The 17,894-nt window shown below is 69.4% G+C and carries 21 protein-coding genes and 1 pseudogene; 18 read left to right on the top strand and 4 right to left on the bottom strand.

Features of this window, described 5'->3' with window-relative positions; all coding sequences use genetic code 11:
- Positions 1–43 precede the first annotated feature (43 nt).
- The 6 genes and pseudogenes from EP757_RS08400 to EP757_RS08375 form a co-directional block, all read left to right on the top strand.
- Positions 44–424 (top strand): annotated as a pseudogene (locus EP757_RS08400) (helix-turn-helix domain-containing protein); the annotation flags it as partial.
- Positions 425–432: 8 nt separating this feature from the next.
- Positions 433–921: a hypothetical protein gene (locus tag EP757_RS08395; RefSeq protein ID WP_127543626.1), complete on the top strand. Its 489-nt coding sequence runs from the start codon at positions 433–435 to the stop codon at positions 919–921.
- A gap of 56 nt (positions 922–977) precedes the next feature.
- Entirely contained in the window at positions 978–1,292 is a 315-nt protein-coding gene (locus EP757_RS08390; RefSeq protein ID WP_127543625.1) for a DUF2516 family protein, read from the top strand.
- A gap of 4 nt (positions 1,293–1,296) precedes the next feature.
- Positions 1,297–2,184: an alpha/beta fold hydrolase gene (locus EP757_RS08385; RefSeq protein WP_127543624.1), complete on the top strand. Its 888-nt coding sequence runs from the start codon at positions 1,297–1,299 to the stop codon at positions 2,182–2,184.
- Positions 2,185–2,262: 78 nt separating this feature from the next.
- Positions 2,263–2,718, top strand: coding sequence for a hypothetical protein (locus EP757_RS08380; RefSeq protein WP_127543623.1), 456 nt, complete (start codon positions 2,263–2,265; stop codon positions 2,716–2,718).
- A gap of 144 nt (positions 2,719–2,862) precedes the next feature.
- Positions 2,863–3,663 carry an EI24 domain-containing protein gene (locus tag EP757_RS08375; RefSeq protein WP_232050420.1) on the top strand — a complete coding sequence of 267 codons (801 nt, stop codon included), beginning with the start codon at positions 2,863–2,865 and terminating at the stop codon, positions 3,661–3,663.
- Here EP757_RS08375 and EP757_RS08370 read toward each other — a convergent pair.
- The 3 genes from EP757_RS08370 to EP757_RS08360 all read right to left on the bottom strand — a co-directional run bounded on the left by EP757_RS08370 (position 3,660) and on the right by EP757_RS08360 (position 6,938).
- Positions 3,660–4,664: a LacI family DNA-binding transcriptional regulator gene (locus tag EP757_RS08370; RefSeq protein ID WP_127543621.1), complete on the bottom strand. Its 1,005-nt coding sequence runs from the start codon at positions 4,662–4,664 to the stop codon at positions 3,660–3,662. The two genes, EP757_RS08375 and EP757_RS08370, sit on opposite strands and share 4 nt — an antisense overlap.
- A gap of 11 nt (positions 4,665–4,675) precedes the next feature.
- Entirely contained in the window at positions 4,676–6,079 is a 1,404-nt protein-coding gene (locus EP757_RS08365) for a GH1 family beta-glucosidase (protein ID WP_127543620.1), read from the bottom strand.
- Positions 6,080–6,191: 112 nt separating this feature from the next.
- Positions 6,192–6,938 carry a maleylpyruvate isomerase N-terminal domain-containing protein gene (locus EP757_RS08360; RefSeq protein WP_127543619.1) on the bottom strand — a complete coding sequence of 249 codons (747 nt, stop codon included), beginning with the start codon at positions 6,936–6,938 and terminating at the stop codon, positions 6,192–6,194.
- Positions 6,939–7,006: 68 nt separating this feature from the next.
- Here EP757_RS08360 and EP757_RS08355 point away from each other — a divergent pair, with 68 nt between their 5' ends.
- Entirely contained in the window at positions 7,007–8,068 is a 1,062-nt protein-coding gene (locus EP757_RS08355) for a UDP-N-acetylmuramate dehydrogenase (RefSeq protein WP_127543618.1), read from the top strand.
- Here EP757_RS08355 and EP757_RS08350 read toward each other — a convergent pair whose 3' ends face one another.
- On the bottom strand, positions 8,069–8,650 hold the full coding sequence (locus tag EP757_RS08350; protein WP_127543617.1) for a CAP domain-containing protein: 582 nt from the start codon (positions 8,648–8,650) through the stop codon (positions 8,069–8,071). It lies immediately after the preceding gene.
- A gap of 335 nt (positions 8,651–8,985) precedes the next feature.
- On the opposite strand from EP757_RS08350, the gene EP757_RS08345 reads away from it, so the two are divergent.
- From EP757_RS08345 to EP757_RS08295, 11 genes are all read left to right on the top strand, one after another.
- Entirely contained in the window at positions 8,986–9,684 is a 699-nt protein-coding gene (locus EP757_RS08345) for a response regulator transcription factor (protein WP_127543616.1), read from the top strand.
- Between the two features lie 82 nt (positions 9,685–9,766).
- Positions 9,767–12,130, top strand: a complete 2,364-nt coding sequence (locus EP757_RS08340) for a chemotaxis protein CheW (RefSeq protein WP_127543615.1) — start codon at positions 9,767–9,769, stop codon at positions 12,128–12,130.
- Between the two features lies 1 nt (position 12,131).
- A complete protein-coding gene (locus EP757_RS08335) occupies positions 12,132–12,569 on the top strand; it encodes a chemotaxis protein CheW (RefSeq protein WP_127543614.1) in 438 nt (145 codons plus the stop codon).
- Positions 12,569–13,441, top strand: coding sequence for a hypothetical protein (locus EP757_RS08330; protein WP_127543613.1), 873 nt, complete (start codon positions 12,569–12,571; stop codon positions 13,439–13,441). Before EP757_RS08335 ends, EP757_RS08330 begins: the two co-directional genes overlap by 1 nt.
- Before the next feature lie 13 nt (positions 13,442–13,454).
- Positions 13,455–14,648, top strand: coding sequence for a chemotaxis response regulator protein-glutamate methylesterase (locus EP757_RS08325; protein WP_127543612.1), 1,194 nt, complete (start codon positions 13,455–13,457; stop codon positions 14,646–14,648).
- Positions 14,645–15,490, top strand: a complete 846-nt coding sequence (locus EP757_RS08320; protein WP_127543611.1) for a protein-glutamate O-methyltransferase CheR — start codon at positions 14,645–14,647, stop codon at positions 15,488–15,490. The genes EP757_RS08325 and EP757_RS08320 overlap by 4 nt, the downstream gene beginning before the upstream one ends.
- Positions 15,491–15,495: 5 nt before the next feature.
- Complete coding sequence (locus EP757_RS08315; protein ID WP_172666649.1) at positions 15,496–15,882, top strand: response regulator; 387 nt, start codon at positions 15,496–15,498, stop codon at positions 15,880–15,882.
- The gene (locus tag EP757_RS08310) at positions 15,879–16,364 is read left to right on the top strand and encodes a chemotaxis protein CheX (protein ID WP_127543610.1); all 486 of its coding nucleotides are present in this window, start codon (positions 15,879–15,881) and stop codon (positions 16,362–16,364) included. Before EP757_RS08315 ends, EP757_RS08310 begins: the two co-directional genes overlap by 4 nt.
- The gene (locus EP757_RS08305; protein ID WP_127543609.1) at positions 16,361–16,723 is read left to right on the top strand and encodes a response regulator; all 363 of its coding nucleotides are present in this window, start codon (positions 16,361–16,363) and stop codon (positions 16,721–16,723) included. Before EP757_RS08310 ends, EP757_RS08305 begins: the two co-directional genes overlap by 4 nt.
- Positions 16,724–16,730: 7 nt before the next feature.
- Positions 16,731–17,219 (top strand): hypothetical protein, encoded by a 489-nt coding sequence (locus EP757_RS08300; protein ID WP_127543608.1) that lies wholly within the window; start codon positions 16,731–16,733, stop codon positions 17,217–17,219.
- 223 nt (positions 17,220–17,442) lie between these two features.
- Positions 17,443–17,877: a flagellar hook assembly protein FlgD gene (locus EP757_RS08295; RefSeq protein ID WP_127543607.1), complete on the top strand. Its 435-nt coding sequence runs from the start codon at positions 17,443–17,445 to the stop codon at positions 17,875–17,877.
- Positions 17,878–17,894: the final 17 nt, after the last annotated feature.

The following is a 17,894-nucleotide window of genomic DNA, read 5'->3' as shown; positions in this document are numbered from 1 at the left end:
CGTTTTGCTTGCAACAGCTAGCACTCCGAGCTAACTTCGATGCATGGCCGCAAACAAGGATCTGCCCGAGGACATCGGAACTTTCATCCGTGACCTGCGGCAGACCGCGAAGATCTCTCTTCGCCAGCTCGCTGACAAGGCCGGGGTCTCCAATCCCTACCTGAGTCAGATCGAGCGTGGCCTGCGCAAGCCGAGCGCCGAGGTGCTGCAGCAGATCGCCAGCGCCTTGCGAGTGTCGACGCCCGCGATGTACCTGCGGGCTGGGCTGCTCGATGGCGAGGGCCAGCAGGGCGTGCTGGCCGCCATCGCGGTCGACCCGGAGCTCACGATCGCGCAGAAGCAGTCCCTGTCGCAGATCTACGAGACGTTCCGCAACGAGAACGCGCGCAACGAAACGCCGCTTTCCGAAGACCCGATCACTGAGGAGTCCAAGTGACCGAGCAGACCAAGACCAAGATCCCTGCCCCGCTCTACGCCGCCGCCGGCGCCGGTGACCTGGCGTACCAGCAGCTCCGCAAGCTCCCGGCCGTGCTGACCGAGCTGAGCGACAAGGCCGCCGCCTCGCTGAAGGTCTACAACGACCAGGCCGGCACCAAGGCCGCCGAGCTCCGCGACAAGGCCAACACCACCGACTTCGTGGCCCTCCGCGAGAACGCCACGACCGCCGCGAACGCCTTCGCCCAGGTCGCGCAGGAGCGTGCCGTGGCGCTCTACACCGAGCTGGTCGCCCGTGGCGAGCGTGTCGTCGGCACCGGTGTCGTCGAGGCCGCCGACGTGGTGAACGCCGACATCGAGGCCACCGAGGAGCCGAAGGCCGTCGAGGCCACCCCGGCCGTCGTGGCCGAGGCCAAGGCCGTTGAGGCCGCTCCGAAGGCGCCGCGCAAGCGGGCCAAGCCGGCCGCCCCGAAGTCCGCTGAGTAACGACATGCATCGCAGGCCCCGGCAGTCGCCGGGGCCTGCGGCATAGAATCCCCCTCATGGCCTCTTCCGCGCCGGTCTTTTACGACGACGTCCGCAACTACATCGACCTCGTGGTTCTGCTCGTTTCGCTGATCGTGCAGTCGGTGGCGCTCATCCACTGCCTGATCCAGCGGGGCGCGGGTTTCCAGGCCATCGGCACCCTGCCGAAGGGCGCCTGGGCCGCGATCATCGGCGTCTGCCTGGTCATCACGTTCCTGACCCAGGGCCAGCTGCTGATCTTCAGCATGATCGGCATCGCGGCCGCTCTGGTCTACCTGCTCGACGTCCGTCCCGGTCTCAAGGACCTGTCCGACGGCAAGGGTTTCTGGTGATCCGTTGAGGGGTCGCTTCGGGCCTCCGCCTCCGGATGGAGGGCCGCGCCTGCAGCGCGGGGATCGGACCGGGCCGCGGACTGGTCGCCCTACGCTGCCGGGCCCGGCCACCGAGCTGGTCACCCTTCCTTCGGGCGTACGGGTGGAGCAGCTGATCACCGGCACCGGAGACCCGGTGACCGTGTTCGCCCACGGATCAGCGGGCGACATCGGCGGCACCCGACCACTCGGAAGTGGAGTGGCCGGCCGGCGGGTGTTCTTCCACTTCCGTGGGCACGGACGCTCCGACGTGCCGCCCGGGCCGTGGTCCTTCGCCGACCTCGCGGCCGAGCTCTCCGCCGTCGCCGGGCTGCACGGCGCCACCCGCGCGGTCGGCGTGAGCATGGGCGCTGCCGCTCTCTGCCGGCTGCTCGCCGAGGAACCCGCCCGGTTCGACCGGGCCGTGCTCTACCTTCCCGCCCCGCTGGACGGTGCCCGTTCGGCCGTCGCCGTCCAGCGCCTGGAGCGCCTGCTGGCCTCGGTGGAGTCGGGGGAGGCCGCGATGATCGCCGAGGCGGTGGAGGCCGAGCTGCCACCGGCCGTGCGCAACACGCCCGCCGGCTGGAGCCATCTGCGTCAGCGTGTCGAGCAGTTGCAGCGGGACGGTCTGGCGCAGGAGCTGGAGACGCTCTGGTCCGAGCCGGCCGTACCCTCGATCGAGGCGCTCACCGCCGTCACCGGCCGGGTACTGGTGATCGGCTGCCAGGGCGACGAGATCCACCCGGTGGCGTGGGCGGAACGCGTGGCGGGTCTGCTGCCCCACGCTGAGCTGCAGGTCTTCGACCGCCCCTCGATCCTCTGGAACAACCGGCGCGAGCTGCGGGACCGGATCTCCACCTTCCTGAACTCCTGACGGTTTCGAGTCTGGTTAAAGCCGGATGTCCGAAAGCCGTAACTTTCTGGTGGTCTGAGGCGTCTTCAGTACGTGCGCTTGTCCCCCAAATCCCTCTTTTTCGGTCTGGTGATCGTCGGTCTGCCGTTCGCGGTAGTCGCCGGCTGGGCCCTCGGCGCTCCAGCGATCAACGCGGCCGCGCTCGGCCTCTCCGGCGAACCCGACGGTGTCGGTGGCCTCGGCGCCGCGCCCGCCCCCACCTCCTCCACGCCGGTGGGCGGCTACACGGCCCGCCCGCCCCGGGCCACATCGCTGCCCGCGACCTCCACCCCGCCCGCCTCGGCCCCGTCCGCGGCCCCGGCGGTCACGATGACGGTCACGGTCGTCACCTCCGTACCGCCGCCGCTCGTCTCCGCCTCCCTCCCGCCCTTGCTGACCGACCCGCCGGTACCCACCCCCACCCAGATCACCGAAGACCCGGACCCGTCCGACGCGCCCCCACCACCGAGCGAGACGCCGGCTGCTTCCCTGACGCCGTCACCGTCAGGTTCCTGATACGCGGCTGGTCGGCGCTCTCGATCGCGCTCGTGTCTCTCGTAGCCGAGATGGTCGCGCCCCTCGCGACCCCATCGCGGATCTTGGATGGTCCGGGGAGGCTCGTCTGTCGCGGGTGGCGGGCAGGATTTATGCTCACGGACCGTGAGCGGTGATCAGAGTCGGGTGCTGGCGGGGCTTCGGGAGTTCGTGACCGGGGCCGGACTACTCGGCCGCGGGCTGGGGCTGATCCTGCGCAGTCCGCGCCTGCTCCTGCTCGGACTGCTGCCGGCGTTGCTCTCCGGGATTCTCTACATCGTCCTGCTGGTGCTGCTGATCCGGTTCCTGCCCGACCTGTCCGATCAGGTCACCTGGTTCGCCGACGACTGGGCGGCCTGGCTCCGCGACGTCGTGCAGGTGTTCGCCGGCGCCGGCATCCTCGGGCTTTCGGTGCTGCTCGGCATTCTCACGTTCACGGCGGTGACGCTGCTGATCGGCGACCCGTTCTACGAGACGATCTCGGGACGGGTGGAGGCCCGGTACGGCGGCGTGCCCGACGAGGCCGAGGTCAGCATCCTGGAGTCGCTGCGCCGTAGCCTGGTGGACTCGCTCCGGTTGATCGGTATCGGCGTACTGGTGGCGATCCCGCTCTTCTTCCTGGGTCTGCTGCCGTTCGTCGGGCAGACCGTGGTGCCCGTGATCGGTGGCGCGGCCGGCGGCTGGCTGCTGGCGCTGGAGCTGACCGGTGCCCCGTTCCAGCGGCGAGGTCAGCGTCTGCGGCACCGGCGCGTGGTGCTGGCCAGGAACAAGCCGCTGACCCTCGGCTACGGCGTGGCGGTCTTCGCCGCCTTCCTGATCCCGCTCGGCGCGGTGTTCCTCATGCCGGCCGCGATCGCCGGCGCGACGCTGCTGGCCCGCAGATCACTGGGCAAGCCGATCGAGATCGCCTCGACGCCGTCGCTCTAGGCGGACTCGCGGAGGACGAGTTCGGTGGGGAGGACCACCGACTCGGGTGCGTCCTCGTCGCCGGCTATCAGCTTGAGCATCAGCTGGGCCATCGTCCGGCCTGCTTCGGCGATCGGCTGGCGGACGGTGGTGAGGGGCGGGTCGCTGTAGCGGCTGATCTCGAAGTCGTCGAAGCCGATCACGGCTACGTCGTCGGGTACGCGGCGGCCGGCCGCCCGGAGTGCCTGCAGCGCGCCGTGGGCCATCAGGTCGGAGGCGGCGAAGACGGCGTCGAGGGCCGGATCCCGCTCGAGCAGGTCGCGCATGGCGGCGACACCGGAGTCGCGGGTGAAGTCGCCGGGCGCCACCAGCGAGGGCAGGCCGGCTTCGCGCAGTGTGTCCCGGTAACCGGTGAGGCGGGCCTGACCGGCGACCATGTCCTGCGGGCCGGCGATGGTGGCGATCCGGCGGCGGCCACCGGCGACCAGGTGGCGGACCGCTGCGGCGACCCCGCCGGCGTGGTCGACGTCCACGTAGGGCACGGCGGCGGGCGGGCGACCGCTGCAGACGACCGGGATGCCGCGTTCGGCGAGGAGGCCGGGGAGCGGGTCGGCGCCGTGGATCGAGGCGAACAGGACGCCGTCGACGTGGCCGGCGACCGCGTACCGCTCCACGCGATGATGACCGGCCTCCGAGCCGGTCATCATCAGGACGAGCTGTTTGTCGGCGGCTTCCAGTTCCATCCCGACACCCCGGATGATCGCCGGGAAGAAGAGGTCGTCGGAGAAGACCCGGTTCGCGGTCTCCGGCAGGATCAGCGCGATCGAGTCGGTCCGCTGGGTGACGAGGCTGCGGGCGGCCTGGTTGGGCACGTATCCGAGCTCGTCGACGGCTCGGTTCACCGCGTCCCGGATCGATGCTGCCACCGTGGTGGAGCCGTTGACGACGCGGGACACCGTAGCGCGGGAGACCCCGGCGCGACGGGCCACAGCTTCCAGGGTGGGCCGCTCCCGCGTCGTCACAAAGCCGCTCCCTAGTCGAGTCCGTTGCGCCGGATCACCTCGCGGTACCACTTCGCACTGTCCTTGAGCACACGCTGCTGCGTCGTGTAGTCGACGTGCACGATACCGAAGCGCTTCTTGTAGCCCTCGGCCCATTCGAAGTTGTCCATCAGCGACCAGGCGAAGTAGCCGCGCAGATCCACGCCGGCGGCCAGCGCGTCGTGGCAGGCGCGCAGGTGGGCGTCGATGTACTCGATGCGGCGGAGGTCGTGCACCTCACCATCGACATCAGGACCTTCCGGGTACGCCGCGCCGTTCTCCGTGATCATCAACGCGGTACCGGGGTAGTCCTCGTGGATGCGGGTCAGGAGTCGGGTCAGCGATGCCGGCTCGATCTGCCAGTTCATGTCGGTGACCGGGCCGACCGGCGGGCGGAAGGCGATGCCCTCACTGCCCGGGTAGTCGAGCGCGCCCTTCGCACCGGGCTTCGCCGACACGTACGACGGGGTGTAGAAGTTGATCCCCAGCACGTCGATCGGCGCGTTGATGATCGCCTCGTCGCCGTCCTGGATGAAGGACAGATCGGTGAAGCGGGCGATGTGCTCCAGCACGTCCGTCGGGTACGACCCGCGCAGGATCGGGTCGAAGAAGATCCGGTTGGCGACGCCGTCGATGAGCTTGGCGGCCTGGACGTCGGCCGGGTTCTGCGGGTCGAGCGGCGCGACCTGGCACGGGTTCAGCGTGATGCTGATGTTGCTCGCACCGGCCGACCGCAGCGCCCGGGCCGCGAGGCCGTGAGCGAGGTTGAGGTGGTGGGCGGCGCGGTACGCCTTGACCGGGTCCTGCACGCCGGGCGCGTGGATGCCGGAGCCGTAGCCGAGGTACGCCGAGCACCACGGCTCGTTGAGCGTGGTCCAGGTCGCGACCCGGTCGCCGAGGCGCCGGTGGACGATCTGGGCGTACTCGGCGAAGGCCTCGGCAGTCTCCCGGTTGGCCCAGCCGCCGCGGTCCTCGAGGGTCTGCGGCAGGTCCCAGTGGTAGAGCGTGACGACCGGGTCGATGCCCTTGCCGAGCAGTTCGTCGGTGAGCCGGTCGTAGAAGTCGAGGCCGCGCACGTTGACCGGGCCGGTGCCGTCCGGCTGGATCCGAGGCCAGGCGACCGAGAAACGGTACGCGGCGAGCCCGAGGCCGGCCATCAGCGCGACGTCGTCGGCGTACCGGTGGTAGTGGTCGCAGGCGACGTCACCGGTGTGACCGGCGTACACCTTGCCCGGGGTGCGGCTGAAGGTGTCCCAGATGGACGGGCCGCGACCGTCCTCCCGCGCCGCGCCCTCGATCTGGTACGAGGCGGTGGCCGCGCCCCAGACGAAACCTTCGGGGAAGGTGATCCCCGCGGGCGCCGGCTGCGCCGACGTGGACGTGACGGTTGCCGTCATTCTGCACCGCTTCCTGCTCTTGATCAGGTCCGACGTACTTAACCGGTTCAGAGGATACTTGCTCGCAAGCCACTAGCCTCCCTCAGAGGGAGAGCGTTTTCTTGAAAGCCGCTCAACCGGTCCGGAGAGCCTGAACGAGGCGGGGGTCGCCGGCCAGGGCGAGCTGATCGGTGCGCTTGCGGCCCATCAGTGCCAGCAGCAGGTCACTGGCCGTGCCGGTCGCCTTTGCCCGGGCGTGGTGGTCGTCGGTGTCCAGGATCGTCATGGTGTCGAGCAGGGCGATGCCCGGGCCGCGGAGCCGGACGAACCACTCGTGCGCGGCGTCCGTCGCGACCAGCTGCACCACGCCGCGCAGGTCGTCGGGACCCTGCCGGCGGCCGGCCGGCAGCCAGGTGTCGAGCACCTCGCTCACCCCGTCGGCGGCGAGTTTCGTCTCGATCGGCGTCGCCCGCCCGGCCACCGACTCGGCGTCCCAGCGGCGCAGCGAGATCTCGTGGGCGACCCGGCGCTGCCAGAAGGCCGCCCGTTTGGGCTGCGGCGCCCAGTTCCACGCGGGGAAGTCGGGGTCCAGCGCTTCCAGGGTCTCGATCGTGCCGGTGATCTCCCGGCGCAGCGCGTCGAGGGCCTCGGGCCACTCCGGACGCGGGGCCGGGTCCGGCGCCGGCGCATCGGGGACCGGCCGGTCGGTCACGCCGCGCGTCACCGTGGCGCGCACCCAGCGCAGCAGCGCGGTGAGCTCGTCGGTGAGATCGGCGACCCCTCGATCGGGGCCGGTCTCGGCGACGGCGTCCACCAGCGCCGGCCCGTCGGCGCGCAGCGCCGCGAGCCAGAAGTCCTTCGTCGCGTGCAACCTGTTCATCGGACTCGTCTCCCGCTCGGCCGGACCGCCGGTGTCATCCCCCGGAGTCTGAGCTTAGGGTGAACCCCGTGCCCGACGCATTCGCCGACCATCTGATTGACACACCCCCTGCCGGAAACGCCTTGGCGGCGTACACGACGCTACGCCTCGGAGGCCCGGCCGGCACCCTGACCACGGCGGTCCACGCGGACGAGGCGGTCGCCGTCGTCCGGGCAGCCGCCGACGCGGGTCGCCCGGTGCTGGTCCTGGCCGGTGGCAGCAACGTCGTGATCGGCGACGCCGGTTTCGCCGGCGAGGTGCTGCTGCTGCGCACGCGCGGCATCACGGTGGTCGGGGACGACCCCGGCAGCGTCGTGGTCCGGGTCGCGGCGGGTGAGAGCTGGGACGATTTCGTCGCGTACGCGGTGATGAACGGCCTGTCGGGAGTCGAGTGCCTGTCCGGCATCCCGGGTTCGGCGGGCGCCACCCCGATCCAGAACGTCGGCGCGTACGGCCAGGAGGTCGCGCACACGATCGAGACGGTCCACGCGTACGACAGGGTCGCCGGCGAGGTCCGGGCCATGTCCCCGGCCGAATGCGGCTTCGGTTACCGCGCGAGCGTCTTCAAGCACAGCGATCGCTACCTGGTCCTGGACGTCGACTTCCGGCTGGAGAAGTCCGGGGAGTCGGCGCCGATCCGCTACGCCGAGCTGGCTCGCAGCCTCGGCGCCGAGGCCGGTGACCGGGTTCCGCTCGGGCTGGCCCGCGACACCGTGCTGAAACTGCGCGCCGGCAAGGGCATGGTGCTCGACCCGGAGGACCGGGACACCTGGTCGGTGGGCTCCTTCTTCACCAACCCGGTGGTCTCCGAGGAGGTCTTCGCGACTCTCGGCGAGATGCCGCACTGGCCGGCCGGCGACGGCATGGTGAAGCTGCCGGCCGCCTGGCTGATCGAGCGGGCCGGTTTCCCGAAGGGCTTCGCCGGCGAGCATGTCGCGATCTCCGGCAAGCACACGCTGGCTCTGACGAACCGCGGCGGTGGCACCACCGCTGCCCTGCTGGACCTCGCCCGCACGATCCGGGACGGCGTACAGGGGAGATTCGGTGTCCTGCTGCATCCCGAGCCGGTCCTGGTGAACTGCGAGATCTGATCACTTCCAGCCGAAGACCTGGGTGTAGTACGGCGTGCCGTCGGCCGCGTAGGCGACTCCGGTCCCGATCGACTTGGCGCCGCAGTTGAGGATGTTGGCGCGGTGCCCGGGGCTCTCCATCCAGGCCTGCACCACGGCGGCGGCGGTCGGATAGCCCCAGCCGATGTTCTCCCCGGCCGGCTGGCGGTACCCGGCGGCCCGGCTGCGGCTCACGAAGGTGGCGCCGTCCCGCCAGACGTGACTGAAGAGCCGGGTTCGGGCCATGTACCAGCTCTGCCGCATGGACGCGGTGCTCAGGTCCTGGTCGACAGCGAGCGCCGGGCAGCCGGCCGCCTTGCGCCGCTCGTTGGTGAGGCGGACGACCTGGAGCATCATCGTGCGGGCCCGGAGCCTGGCCAGGGTGGTGGCGGCGGGCTTCGCGGCGGGCGCCGAAGGCACGACGCGGGGCTGAGCGGCGGGTGGCGATCCGTGTCCGGGCCGGGACGGCAGATCCGGGCCGTGCCCCAGCGCCGGTGCGGCGAGGACCAGCAGCGCAGGTGTCGCCGCGACCATTACGACACGTCGTACCACCAGGTCGAACACGGATGCCTCCCGATCGCAGAACGGACGCGGATCGTCCATCAGGGCCTATCGCACCCCGTTGTACGCGGCGTGTCACATCTTTCTCGAAACGGGCTAAAAGCGGTAACGCAAATGTCAGTCTGAAGGGATGCCCCGGGGGATGCCGTCGGCGCCGCGTGATGGGCACTGTGTGCACGGTTCTTGGTGGACAGGCTCTTGCGGCGGGCGTATGACGCTAAACTGTCACTGTCCGTAAATAGGCGGTGACATCACGCTATGGTGTGTTTGCGCCGTTAAGAATTCCTCCGTTCGCGGGATCGGGCGCGAGTGCGGGTTGGGGGCATGGTGAGCAAAAGATGAGTCGCCTACTCGTGGTCGAGGACGATCCGGACATCGCACTCGCACTCAGGCTGCTGTTCAGCCGCGCGGGCTACGAGGTGGCACACGCCGCCGACGGCCGGGCCGGCCTCAAGGAGGCGTACGCGGAACACCCCGATCTGGTGGTGCTCGACGTCGGACTGCCGGAGATGGACGGCTGGCAGGTGCTGGAGCGTCTGCGCGACGTCTCCGACGTGCCGGTCCTGGTTCTCACCGCGCACGGCCAGGAGGCCGAGAAGGTACGCGGCCTGCGCGGCGGCGCCGACGACTACCTGACCAAGCCGTTCGCCAACAACGAACTGCTGGCCCGCGTGGAGGCGCTGCTGCGGCGCTCCTCCAGCGGGCAGAACAACTGGGCGAGCCAGATCTACGACGACGGTCTCGTGCACCTGGACCCCACCAAGCGGCGGGTCTACGTGAAGGGCGACGAGAAACGCCTCACGCCGACCGAGTTCCGCCTGCTCAACGCCCTGGTCCGGCATGCCGGCGCGGTGCTGTCGCCGAACCAGCTGCTGACCCAGGCCTGGGACGACCCGACCGGCATCGGCCAGGAACGCGTCAAGTTCGCGGTACTGCGGCTGCGCCGCAAACTGGGCTGGACCGACCCGGACGAATCGCCCATCGAGTCAGTACGTGGGTTTGGCTACCGATACCGGCGACCAGGCGGAGAAGCCTGACATCTCGCCGTTTCGGTCGAGTCTTCTCAGTTGGCGCCCGCACACGTCGAAGAGGGCTGTGAAGCCGAGCAGGAGGTAAGTCGTGGAAGACCTTGGTGAGATCGTCGGCGAATTCCTGATGGAGAGCCACGAGAACCTGGACCAGATCGACCGGGATCTCGTCGCACTCGAGCAGGAACCGGACTCGCGTGACCTGATCTCCCGCATCTTCCGGGCGATTCACACGATCAAGGGCACCAGTGGATTCCTCGCCTTCACCAGGCTGGAGAAGCTGGCCCATGCCGGTGAGTCGCTGCTGTCCCGGCTGCGTGACGGCGTGCAGCCGGTCACCCCGGAGACCATCACCGTTCTGCTCGTGACGATCGACGGTGTCCGCAACCTGTTGTCCTCCATCGAGGAGAACAACACCGAAGAGGGCATCGACATCGACAGCACCATCGAGCGGATCCACGCGCAGATGAACGCGCCCGCCGCTGCTGCTCCCGCGGCCGCGGCTCCGGCCGCTGAGGCGCCCGCCGAGGCGGCACCGGCCGCCGAGGGCGAGGCCCCGGTCCCGCTCGACGAGACCCCGAAGCGCCCCGCGCCGGAGCCGGTCGCCGAGCAGCGCCAGCCGCTCGGCCAGATCCTGGTCGAGGCCGGCGCCGCGCAGCAGAATGACGTCACCTCGGCGCTGCAGCAGCAGATCGAGGGCGACGAGCGCAAACTCGGCACGATCCTGCTCGAGGAGGGCAAGGCCGCCCCGGCGGCGGTGAGCGAGGCACTGCAGACGCAGGCGCCGAAGCGGAGCATCGCCGACAGCGCGATCCGCGTCGACGTCGACCTGCTGGACACGCTCATGAACATGGTCGGTGAGCTGGTGCTCGCCCGTAACCAGCTGGTCCGCGGCGTAATGGAGATCGGCGACGCCACCCTGGTGCGCAGCGCCCAGCGTCTCGGCATGATCACCAGTGAGCTGCAAGAGGGCATCATGAAGACCCGCATGCAGCCCATCGAGCACATCTGGTCGAAGCTTCCCCGAGTCGTCCGGGACCTGAGCAACTCGCTCGGCAAGCAGGTCCAGCTCGTGATGGAGGGCAAGGAGACCGAGCTCGACCGAAGCCTGCTGGAGGCGGTCAAGGACCCGCTGACCCACCTCGTGCGCAACGCCGTCGACCACGGCATCGAGGATCCGGAGCGCCGCGCCGCGTCCGGTAAGGGCCCGGAGGGCACCCTGACCCTCCGCGCGTACCACGAAGGTGGCCACGTCGCGGTCGAGGTCGCCGACGACGGCGCCGGCCTGAACGTCGAGCGGATCGCGCAGAAGGCCGTGGAGAACGGGCTGCTCCGGCCGGAGCAGATTCCGAGCATGGACAAGCGCGACATCATGGCGATGGTCTTCCAGCCCGGCTTCTCCACCGCCGCGAAGGTGACGAACGTGTCCGGCCGCGGTGTCGGCATGGACGTGGTGAAGACCAACATCGAGAACATCGGCGGCGCGGTGAGCGTCGACTCGACCCCGGGCGAGGGCACGGTCTGGCGGCTCACCATCCCGCTGACGCTCGCCATCATCCAGGCGCTCACCGTCGACTGCGGCGACCAGCGGTACGTGGTTCCGCAGGTGGCGGTCCTCGAACTGGTCTTCATCGACGGCAACGCCACGAAGGTCGAGTACGCCTCCGGCGCGCCGGTCTACCGCCTGCGCGGCAAGCTGCTGCCGCTGGTCCGGCTGGACCGGGCCCTCGGCTTCGAGGTCGGCGGCGACCAGGGCGTCTACGTCATGGTCCTCCAGGCCGACGGCCGGCGGTTCGGCCTGGTCGTGGACCGGGTGCTGAACACCGAAGAGGTCGTCGTCAAGGCACTGAACACCCGGCTCAAGGACATCGGCCTCTACTCCGGCGCCACGATCCTCGGCGACGGCAAGGTCGGCCTCATCCTGGACGTACCGGCCCTGGCCCGGCGCTCGCACCTGGCCGCCGATTCGGAGCGGGAGAACGTCGTCGAGAAGCGCGGCCAGGCGGCCGGTGGGACCGAGCGCCTGCTGGTCACCGCGGTCGGCGAGCGCCGGGTGGCGATTCCGCTGGACACCGTCACGCGGCTCGAGGAGTTCCCGCGCGATCGGCTGGAGCACGCCGGCTCCCGCGAGGTCGTCCAGTACCGCGGGCAGATCCTGCCGCTGGTCCGGCTCTCGCACCTGCTCGGCGCGTACGGCGAGGAACTCGAGGGCGACACCGTCTCGGTCGTGGTCTACAGCGAGGGCGGCAAGAGCGTGGCACTGGTGGTGGACCGGATCGTGGACATCGCGGAGAACTCGACGACCGCGCGCCGGGAAGCCGAGGAGGACGGCCTGGTCGGTACCGCGGTGATCCAGCAACGGGTCACCGAGCTGCTCGACGTACGCCGGGCGATCCTCGCCGCCGATCCGAACTTCTACAACGACTCGATGGACGACATGCTGGTGGAGGCCTGAGATGGCGAGTCGTCAGTTCGCCACCTTCGAGGTGGCCGGGCAGCTCTTCGGCGTCGAGGTGCACACGGTGCAGGAGGTGCTCTCGTACAACGAGTACACCCCGGTGCCGCTCGCCCCGTCGGCCGTCGGCGGCCTGTTCAACCTGCGGGGTCAGGTGATCGCGGCGGTGGACCTGCGGGTCCAACTCGGCCTCGCCCGGCAGGCGATGCGGGGGCCGGTCATGAACGTGATCCTGCGCGGCGACGGCGAGCCGGTGAGCCTGCTGGTCGACAAGATCGGTGAAGTCGTCGATCTCGACGACGAGACGTTCGAGCCTCCGCCGGACACGCTCAGCGGTCCGACCCGGGAACTGGTCGTCGGGACGTTCAAGCTCGACGGCCGGCTGATGCTGGCCCTCGACGTCAACCAGGCCGTCGACACGTCTCGCGCCACCATCTGATGTACAGCCTCGTCAGCGCCCCCGTCCTGGGCTTCGACCTGACCCGCCTGGAAGGCGGGTCGGCCGCGGCCGACGTCCTGCTGCGCGCGCTCCGCCTGTCGGCCGACGATCTCCCGGTCCTGGCGGAGAAGCTGCCGGACGAGGGCGTACGAGGCCCGCTCTGGGTCGAGGTGGAGAGCGCCGCGCGCCGGATGCCCTCGCTGAAGGGGATGTCCAAGGACGACCCGGTCGCAAACCTCACACTCGTCGAACGCGCGCCGATCGGCTCGGTGGACGCGCTCCTGACCTGCCTCCGCTACGACGTGATGTCGTGGACGTGGGAGGGCAAGGGGCGTGATGCCCGGCAGTCCGATGAGGCAGCCGCGGCCACCGCGTTGCTCTGTGACGCGGCGGTCGCCAGCTACTTGCGTGAGGTGCTCGACGACGAGACCCGCCGCCGTCTCGGCGCCGGGTGGGTGGCGGCGGTGAAGAAGCTGCCGACCGGAGCGCCGATCGACCTGGGCCCGCACCACTACACGGTGTCGGCGCTGCTCGACCGCCTGCGCACGCTGCGCCCGGAGGATCGGGAGCGGGTGCTCACCTCGGCCGACGACGCCCGGCGCAACACCGCCGGCTGGTCGCCGGCCGTGCACTCGGCGTCCTGGGCCGCGTACCTCTCGGACCGGGTCCGCACCGCCGCGGCAGCGCAGATGCTGCTGGTCCAGGCGGTGGACACCGCCGGGATTCCACTGGCCGATCGGGCCGGCGGGGTCTGGAACATGCTCAGCGGCGCCGTCCAGGCGCTCGTCGTCCGCGATCTGCTGGACACCGCCACGGCTCACCGGTTGCTTGCTCCGGTGGTCGCGGCTCTCGGTCCGGCCTGGCTCGGTTGAAGGGAGTGGTCGAATGATCTCGGTTCTCGTCGTCGACGATTCCGTGGTGGTCCGTCGGCTGATCGTCGACGCTCTCGGGGAGGCTCCGGGCATCCAGGTCGTCGGCACGGCAGCGAACGGGCTGCTGGCTCAGACCAAGATCGACCAACTCAAGCCCGACGTGGTCACCATGGACATCGAGATGCCCGAGATGGACGGCATCGCGGCAGTGCGCGAGCTGCGCAAACGGCACGCCGCGCTACCGGTGATCATGTTCAGCACGCTCTCCGCGGCGGGCGCCTCGGCCACCCTGGAGGCGCTCTCGGCGGGCGCGACGGACTACGTGACCAAGCCGAGCAACGTGGGCTCGGTACAGGAGTCGATCGCGGCGGTACGGGAGCAGCTCGTACCCAAGATCCAGGCGCTCGGCGGCCGGCGCAGGCCGCCGGCCGGGCCGCCGCCTCGCCCGGTCCCGGCAGCCGGCGCCCGTCCCGGGACGGCGCCGCTGCGCCCCGGACTGCCACCCACCACGCCGGGCCGCGCCGGACCGGCCCCGGCCGGGCCCGCGCCCAGCGCCGGAACCGGTCCGGCCCGCCCGACCACGACGGCGCCACGCCGCGCTCCCGGCGGCCGGGTGGACATCCTCGCGATCGGCTCCTCCACCGGCGGGCCGGACGCGCTCACCAAGGTGCTGCTCGGCCTGCCCGCCGACCTGCCGGTGCCGATCGTGATCACGCAGCACATGCCGCCGGTCTTCACCAAGATGTTCGCCGAGCGGCTCGACCGCGCCACGCCGCTGCGGGTGCTCGAAGCGGGCGAGGGCATGGAGCTCACGCCCGGGACGGCCTACATCGCTCCGGGTGACCGCCACCTGGTCTTCCAACGCAAGGGAACGGCGACGCTGACGCAGCTCACCAGCGCGCCTCCAGAGAACTCCTGCCGCCCTGCCGTGGACGTGATGTTCCGGTCGGTGGCAGCACTGTACGGCGCATCGGCCTTCGCGGCGGTGCTGACCGGAATGGGACAAGACGGACGGGGTGGTGCGAAGGTGCTACGAGACTCGGGCGCCGAGGTGCTGGCACAGGACGAGGCGAGCTCGGTGGTCTGGGGCATGCCCGGCGCCGTGGTCGGCGCGGGCCTGGCCGACGAGGTGCTTCCGTTGGACCGGATCGCGGGAGCGCTGCTCAACCGCGTCCGGGTGGGCCGATCGCCGGCGGTGGCACGATGACCCTGTCCCAGCCGGAGTTCAACTTCATCTCCACGATGGTGCGCCGCGAGGCCTCGATCGTGCTGGCGCCCGGCAAGGAGTACCTCGTCGAGGCGCGCCTCATCCCGGTCGCCCGCGCGGTCGGCGCCGCCAACGTCAACGAGTTCATCGCCGACTTGCAGAAGCGGCCGAACCCGCAGTTCCAGCGCAAGATCATCGACGCGCTCACCACCAACGAGACTTCGTTCTTCCGCGACCGTGAGCCGTTCTCCGCGCTCACCGACGTGGTCCTGCCCGAGCTGATCAAGTCGCGTGCGTCGGTACGGAAGATCCGGGTCTGGTCCGCTGCCAGTTCCAGCGGTCAGGAGGCGGTCAGCCTGGCGATCACCCTCCAGGAAGCGCTGCCGCCCGGCTGGTCGTACGAGATCATGGGGACTGACATCTCCACCGCGATGGTGGAGCGTGCGACGAAGGGCGAGTACAGCCAGGTCGAGGTCAACCGTGGCCTCGCGGCGACCCAGCTCGTGCAGTACTTCGAGCGGGCCGGCGCGCACTGGCGGGTCGTCCCATCGCTGCGCAAGAACGTCACGTTCAAGCACATGAGCCTCACCGCGCCGTTCCCGCCGATGCAGCCGTTCGACGTGATCTTCCTGCGCAACGTGCTCATCTACTTCGACGTGGCCACCAAGCGGCAGGTGCTGCAGAACGCCGCCAAGATCCTTCGTCCGGACGGGCTGCTCTTCCTGGGCGCGGCCGAGACGACGATCGGCATCGACGACAACTACGAACGCGTGGCCGCAGGCCGCACCTCTGCCTACCGAACTCGTAACGCGGTGCCCGCCGGTGCCGCGAGAAGGGGATGACGCCGATGCGCGCCATGGTGATCGACGACTCCCGCGCGATGCGCATGATCCTCAAGCGCATCGTCACGAAGCTCAACTTCGAGGCGGTGGAGGCGGGTGACGGCCAGGAGGCGATGGACCGCCTGGCTGAACTCACCGAGGTGCCGGAGCTGGCCCTCATCGACTGGAACATGCCCAACATGAACGGGCTCGAGTTCGTCACCAAAGTCCGGGCCGATCCGCGCTTGCGGGAGATGACCCTGGTGATGGTCACTACCGAGAGCGAACAGAGCCAGATCGTCCGGGCGCTCGCAGCGGGTGCCCACGAGTACGTGATCAAGCCCTTCACCGAGGGCGCCATGATCGAAAAGCTGGCCCTGCTGGGCCTCGTCCCGACCGGAGCGAACTCATGAGTGTCGAAGTCGAGGTCAATGAAAGCGACCTCGCCGAGATGGTGGAACAGGTCTGGGAGTCGTACTTGGATCCCGAGGGCATCAGCCCGCTGATCCCGACGTACGACGAGAACCAGCCGTCCGAGGTGCATTCCTCGGTCTCCATCACCGGATCCTGGAGTGGGCACGTGGTCTACGCGTCGTCGCGTGCCGCTGCCCAGCGTGCGGCTGCCGCCTTCCTCGCCATGGAGATCGACGAGGTGAGCGAGGAAGACATCTCGGACACGCTAGGCGAACTCGCCAACATCGTCGGTGGCAACGTCAAGGCGATGCTGCCGACCGGCGCACAACTCTCACTTCCCCAGGTCGTGCTCGCGCCCGAGTCGTCGGCGCGGTACCCGAACGCGCAGCGGATCAGCGGCGTCTACGGGATCTGGGAAGGCGAACCGGTGTCCATCTCGATGTGGCATAGCAGCGCGGAGAACAAGGAGGAGGGCGAATGAAGATCCTCATCGCCGATGACAGCAGGGTGATGCGTCAGATCGTCGTCCGCACCCTGCGGCAGGCCGGGTTCGGCGACCACGACCTGGTCGAGGCCGCCGACGGCAAGGAGGCGTTCGAGCTGGTGAACGCCGAGAAGCCGGACGTCGTCATCTCGGACTGGAACATGCCGCACATGACCGGCATCGAGGTGCTGCGTCAGCTCCGTGCCGCCGGCAACAACGTCAAGTTCGGATTCGTGACTTCGGAGAGCACGCCGGAGATGAAGACGGCCGCGGAAGCGTCGGGCGCGGAATTCTTCATCGTCAAACCCTTCACAGCTGAGCGATTCGATGAGGTTTTCGCTCCTATTTTGGGATGATTAAGACATGTCAGACGTCTCGGTACTTCCCGGCTCTCTAGCCGTCCGTAACCTGTTCGAGGATCTGCTCGGCCGCGAGGTGGTCGTGAGTCCTGGCGACCCGCTGAGCGCCGATGAGGTCAAGACCGCCACGGTCGCGATCTTCACCGACCCTGGTCAGAAGATCTACGCGGTGATGGGCATGCAGCTGAGCCTGGCCGCGAACGCCGGCGCCGCGCTCGGTCTCCTGCCGGCCGGTGCGGCCGAGGACAGCATCGACGAGAAGCAGCTCTTCCCCAACCTCGCGGAGAACGTGTTCGAGCTCTGCAACGTCTTCACCAGCCTGCTCAACCGCGAGGGACAGCCGCACCTCAAGCTCTATCAGGTGATCTACCCGGGCATGGAGCTGCCCGGCGACGCCCGGGCGATCCTGCTCGCCCTGGGCCGCCGGCTCGACCTCATGTGCGAGGTCAGCAGGTACGGAAAGGGCAAGCTCAGCCTGTCGCTCGCTCCCTGAGCGATCTTCAACCTGACATCGGGCCTGAAGGTGCCGGGCCGTCGTCCGGCGCCGGCACGCGAGGCCCTCGCCACGTTGAAAAAGGCTCACTGATTGAGGCGCCGGAAAATTGAAGATCTCCTGTTGCGGGCCCGCCGATCGGCGGGCCCGCGAATTTTGTGCCTAAGCAAATCCGGAGGCGCGCCGAACCTTAGGTTGAGCTTGCAACGGACAGGAGAAGTCAATGACCTCGCCGATCCCCGGGCCTACCGGCAACGATCCCGTCAAAGCGGCCCAGGCCGCCTCCGCGGCGAAACAGGCTGAGGGCAAGAGCAAGTCGATCGCCGACAAGGACACCTTCATGAAGCTCCTTGTCGCCCAGCTGAAGTATCAGGACCCGACGAAGCCTGCCGACTCGGCCGCGTTCCTGGCGCAGACCGCCCAGTTCACGCAGGTCGAGAAGCTGGAAGACATGATCTCGATGCTCCAGTCGCAGCGCATGATCGGCGCCAGTTCGCTGGTCGGTAAGTCGGTCACGTACATGGACGAGACCGGCGCCATGCAGACCGGCGTGATCAGTGCGGCGAAGCTCAACGGCGACAGCGAACCGACGCTCCGGGTCGGGAACACGGATGTGCAGCTGTCCAAGGTCACGGAAATCACCCAGCCGACCGCCTGACTCCGTCTCCTCACCAC

The sequence above is a fragment of the Actinoplanes sp. OR16 genome (assembly GCF_004001265.1).
GTDB lineage: Bacteria > Actinomycetota > Actinomycetes > Mycobacteriales > Micromonosporaceae > Actinoplanes.
This window is presented reverse-complemented; position numbering and strand designations above follow the sequence as displayed.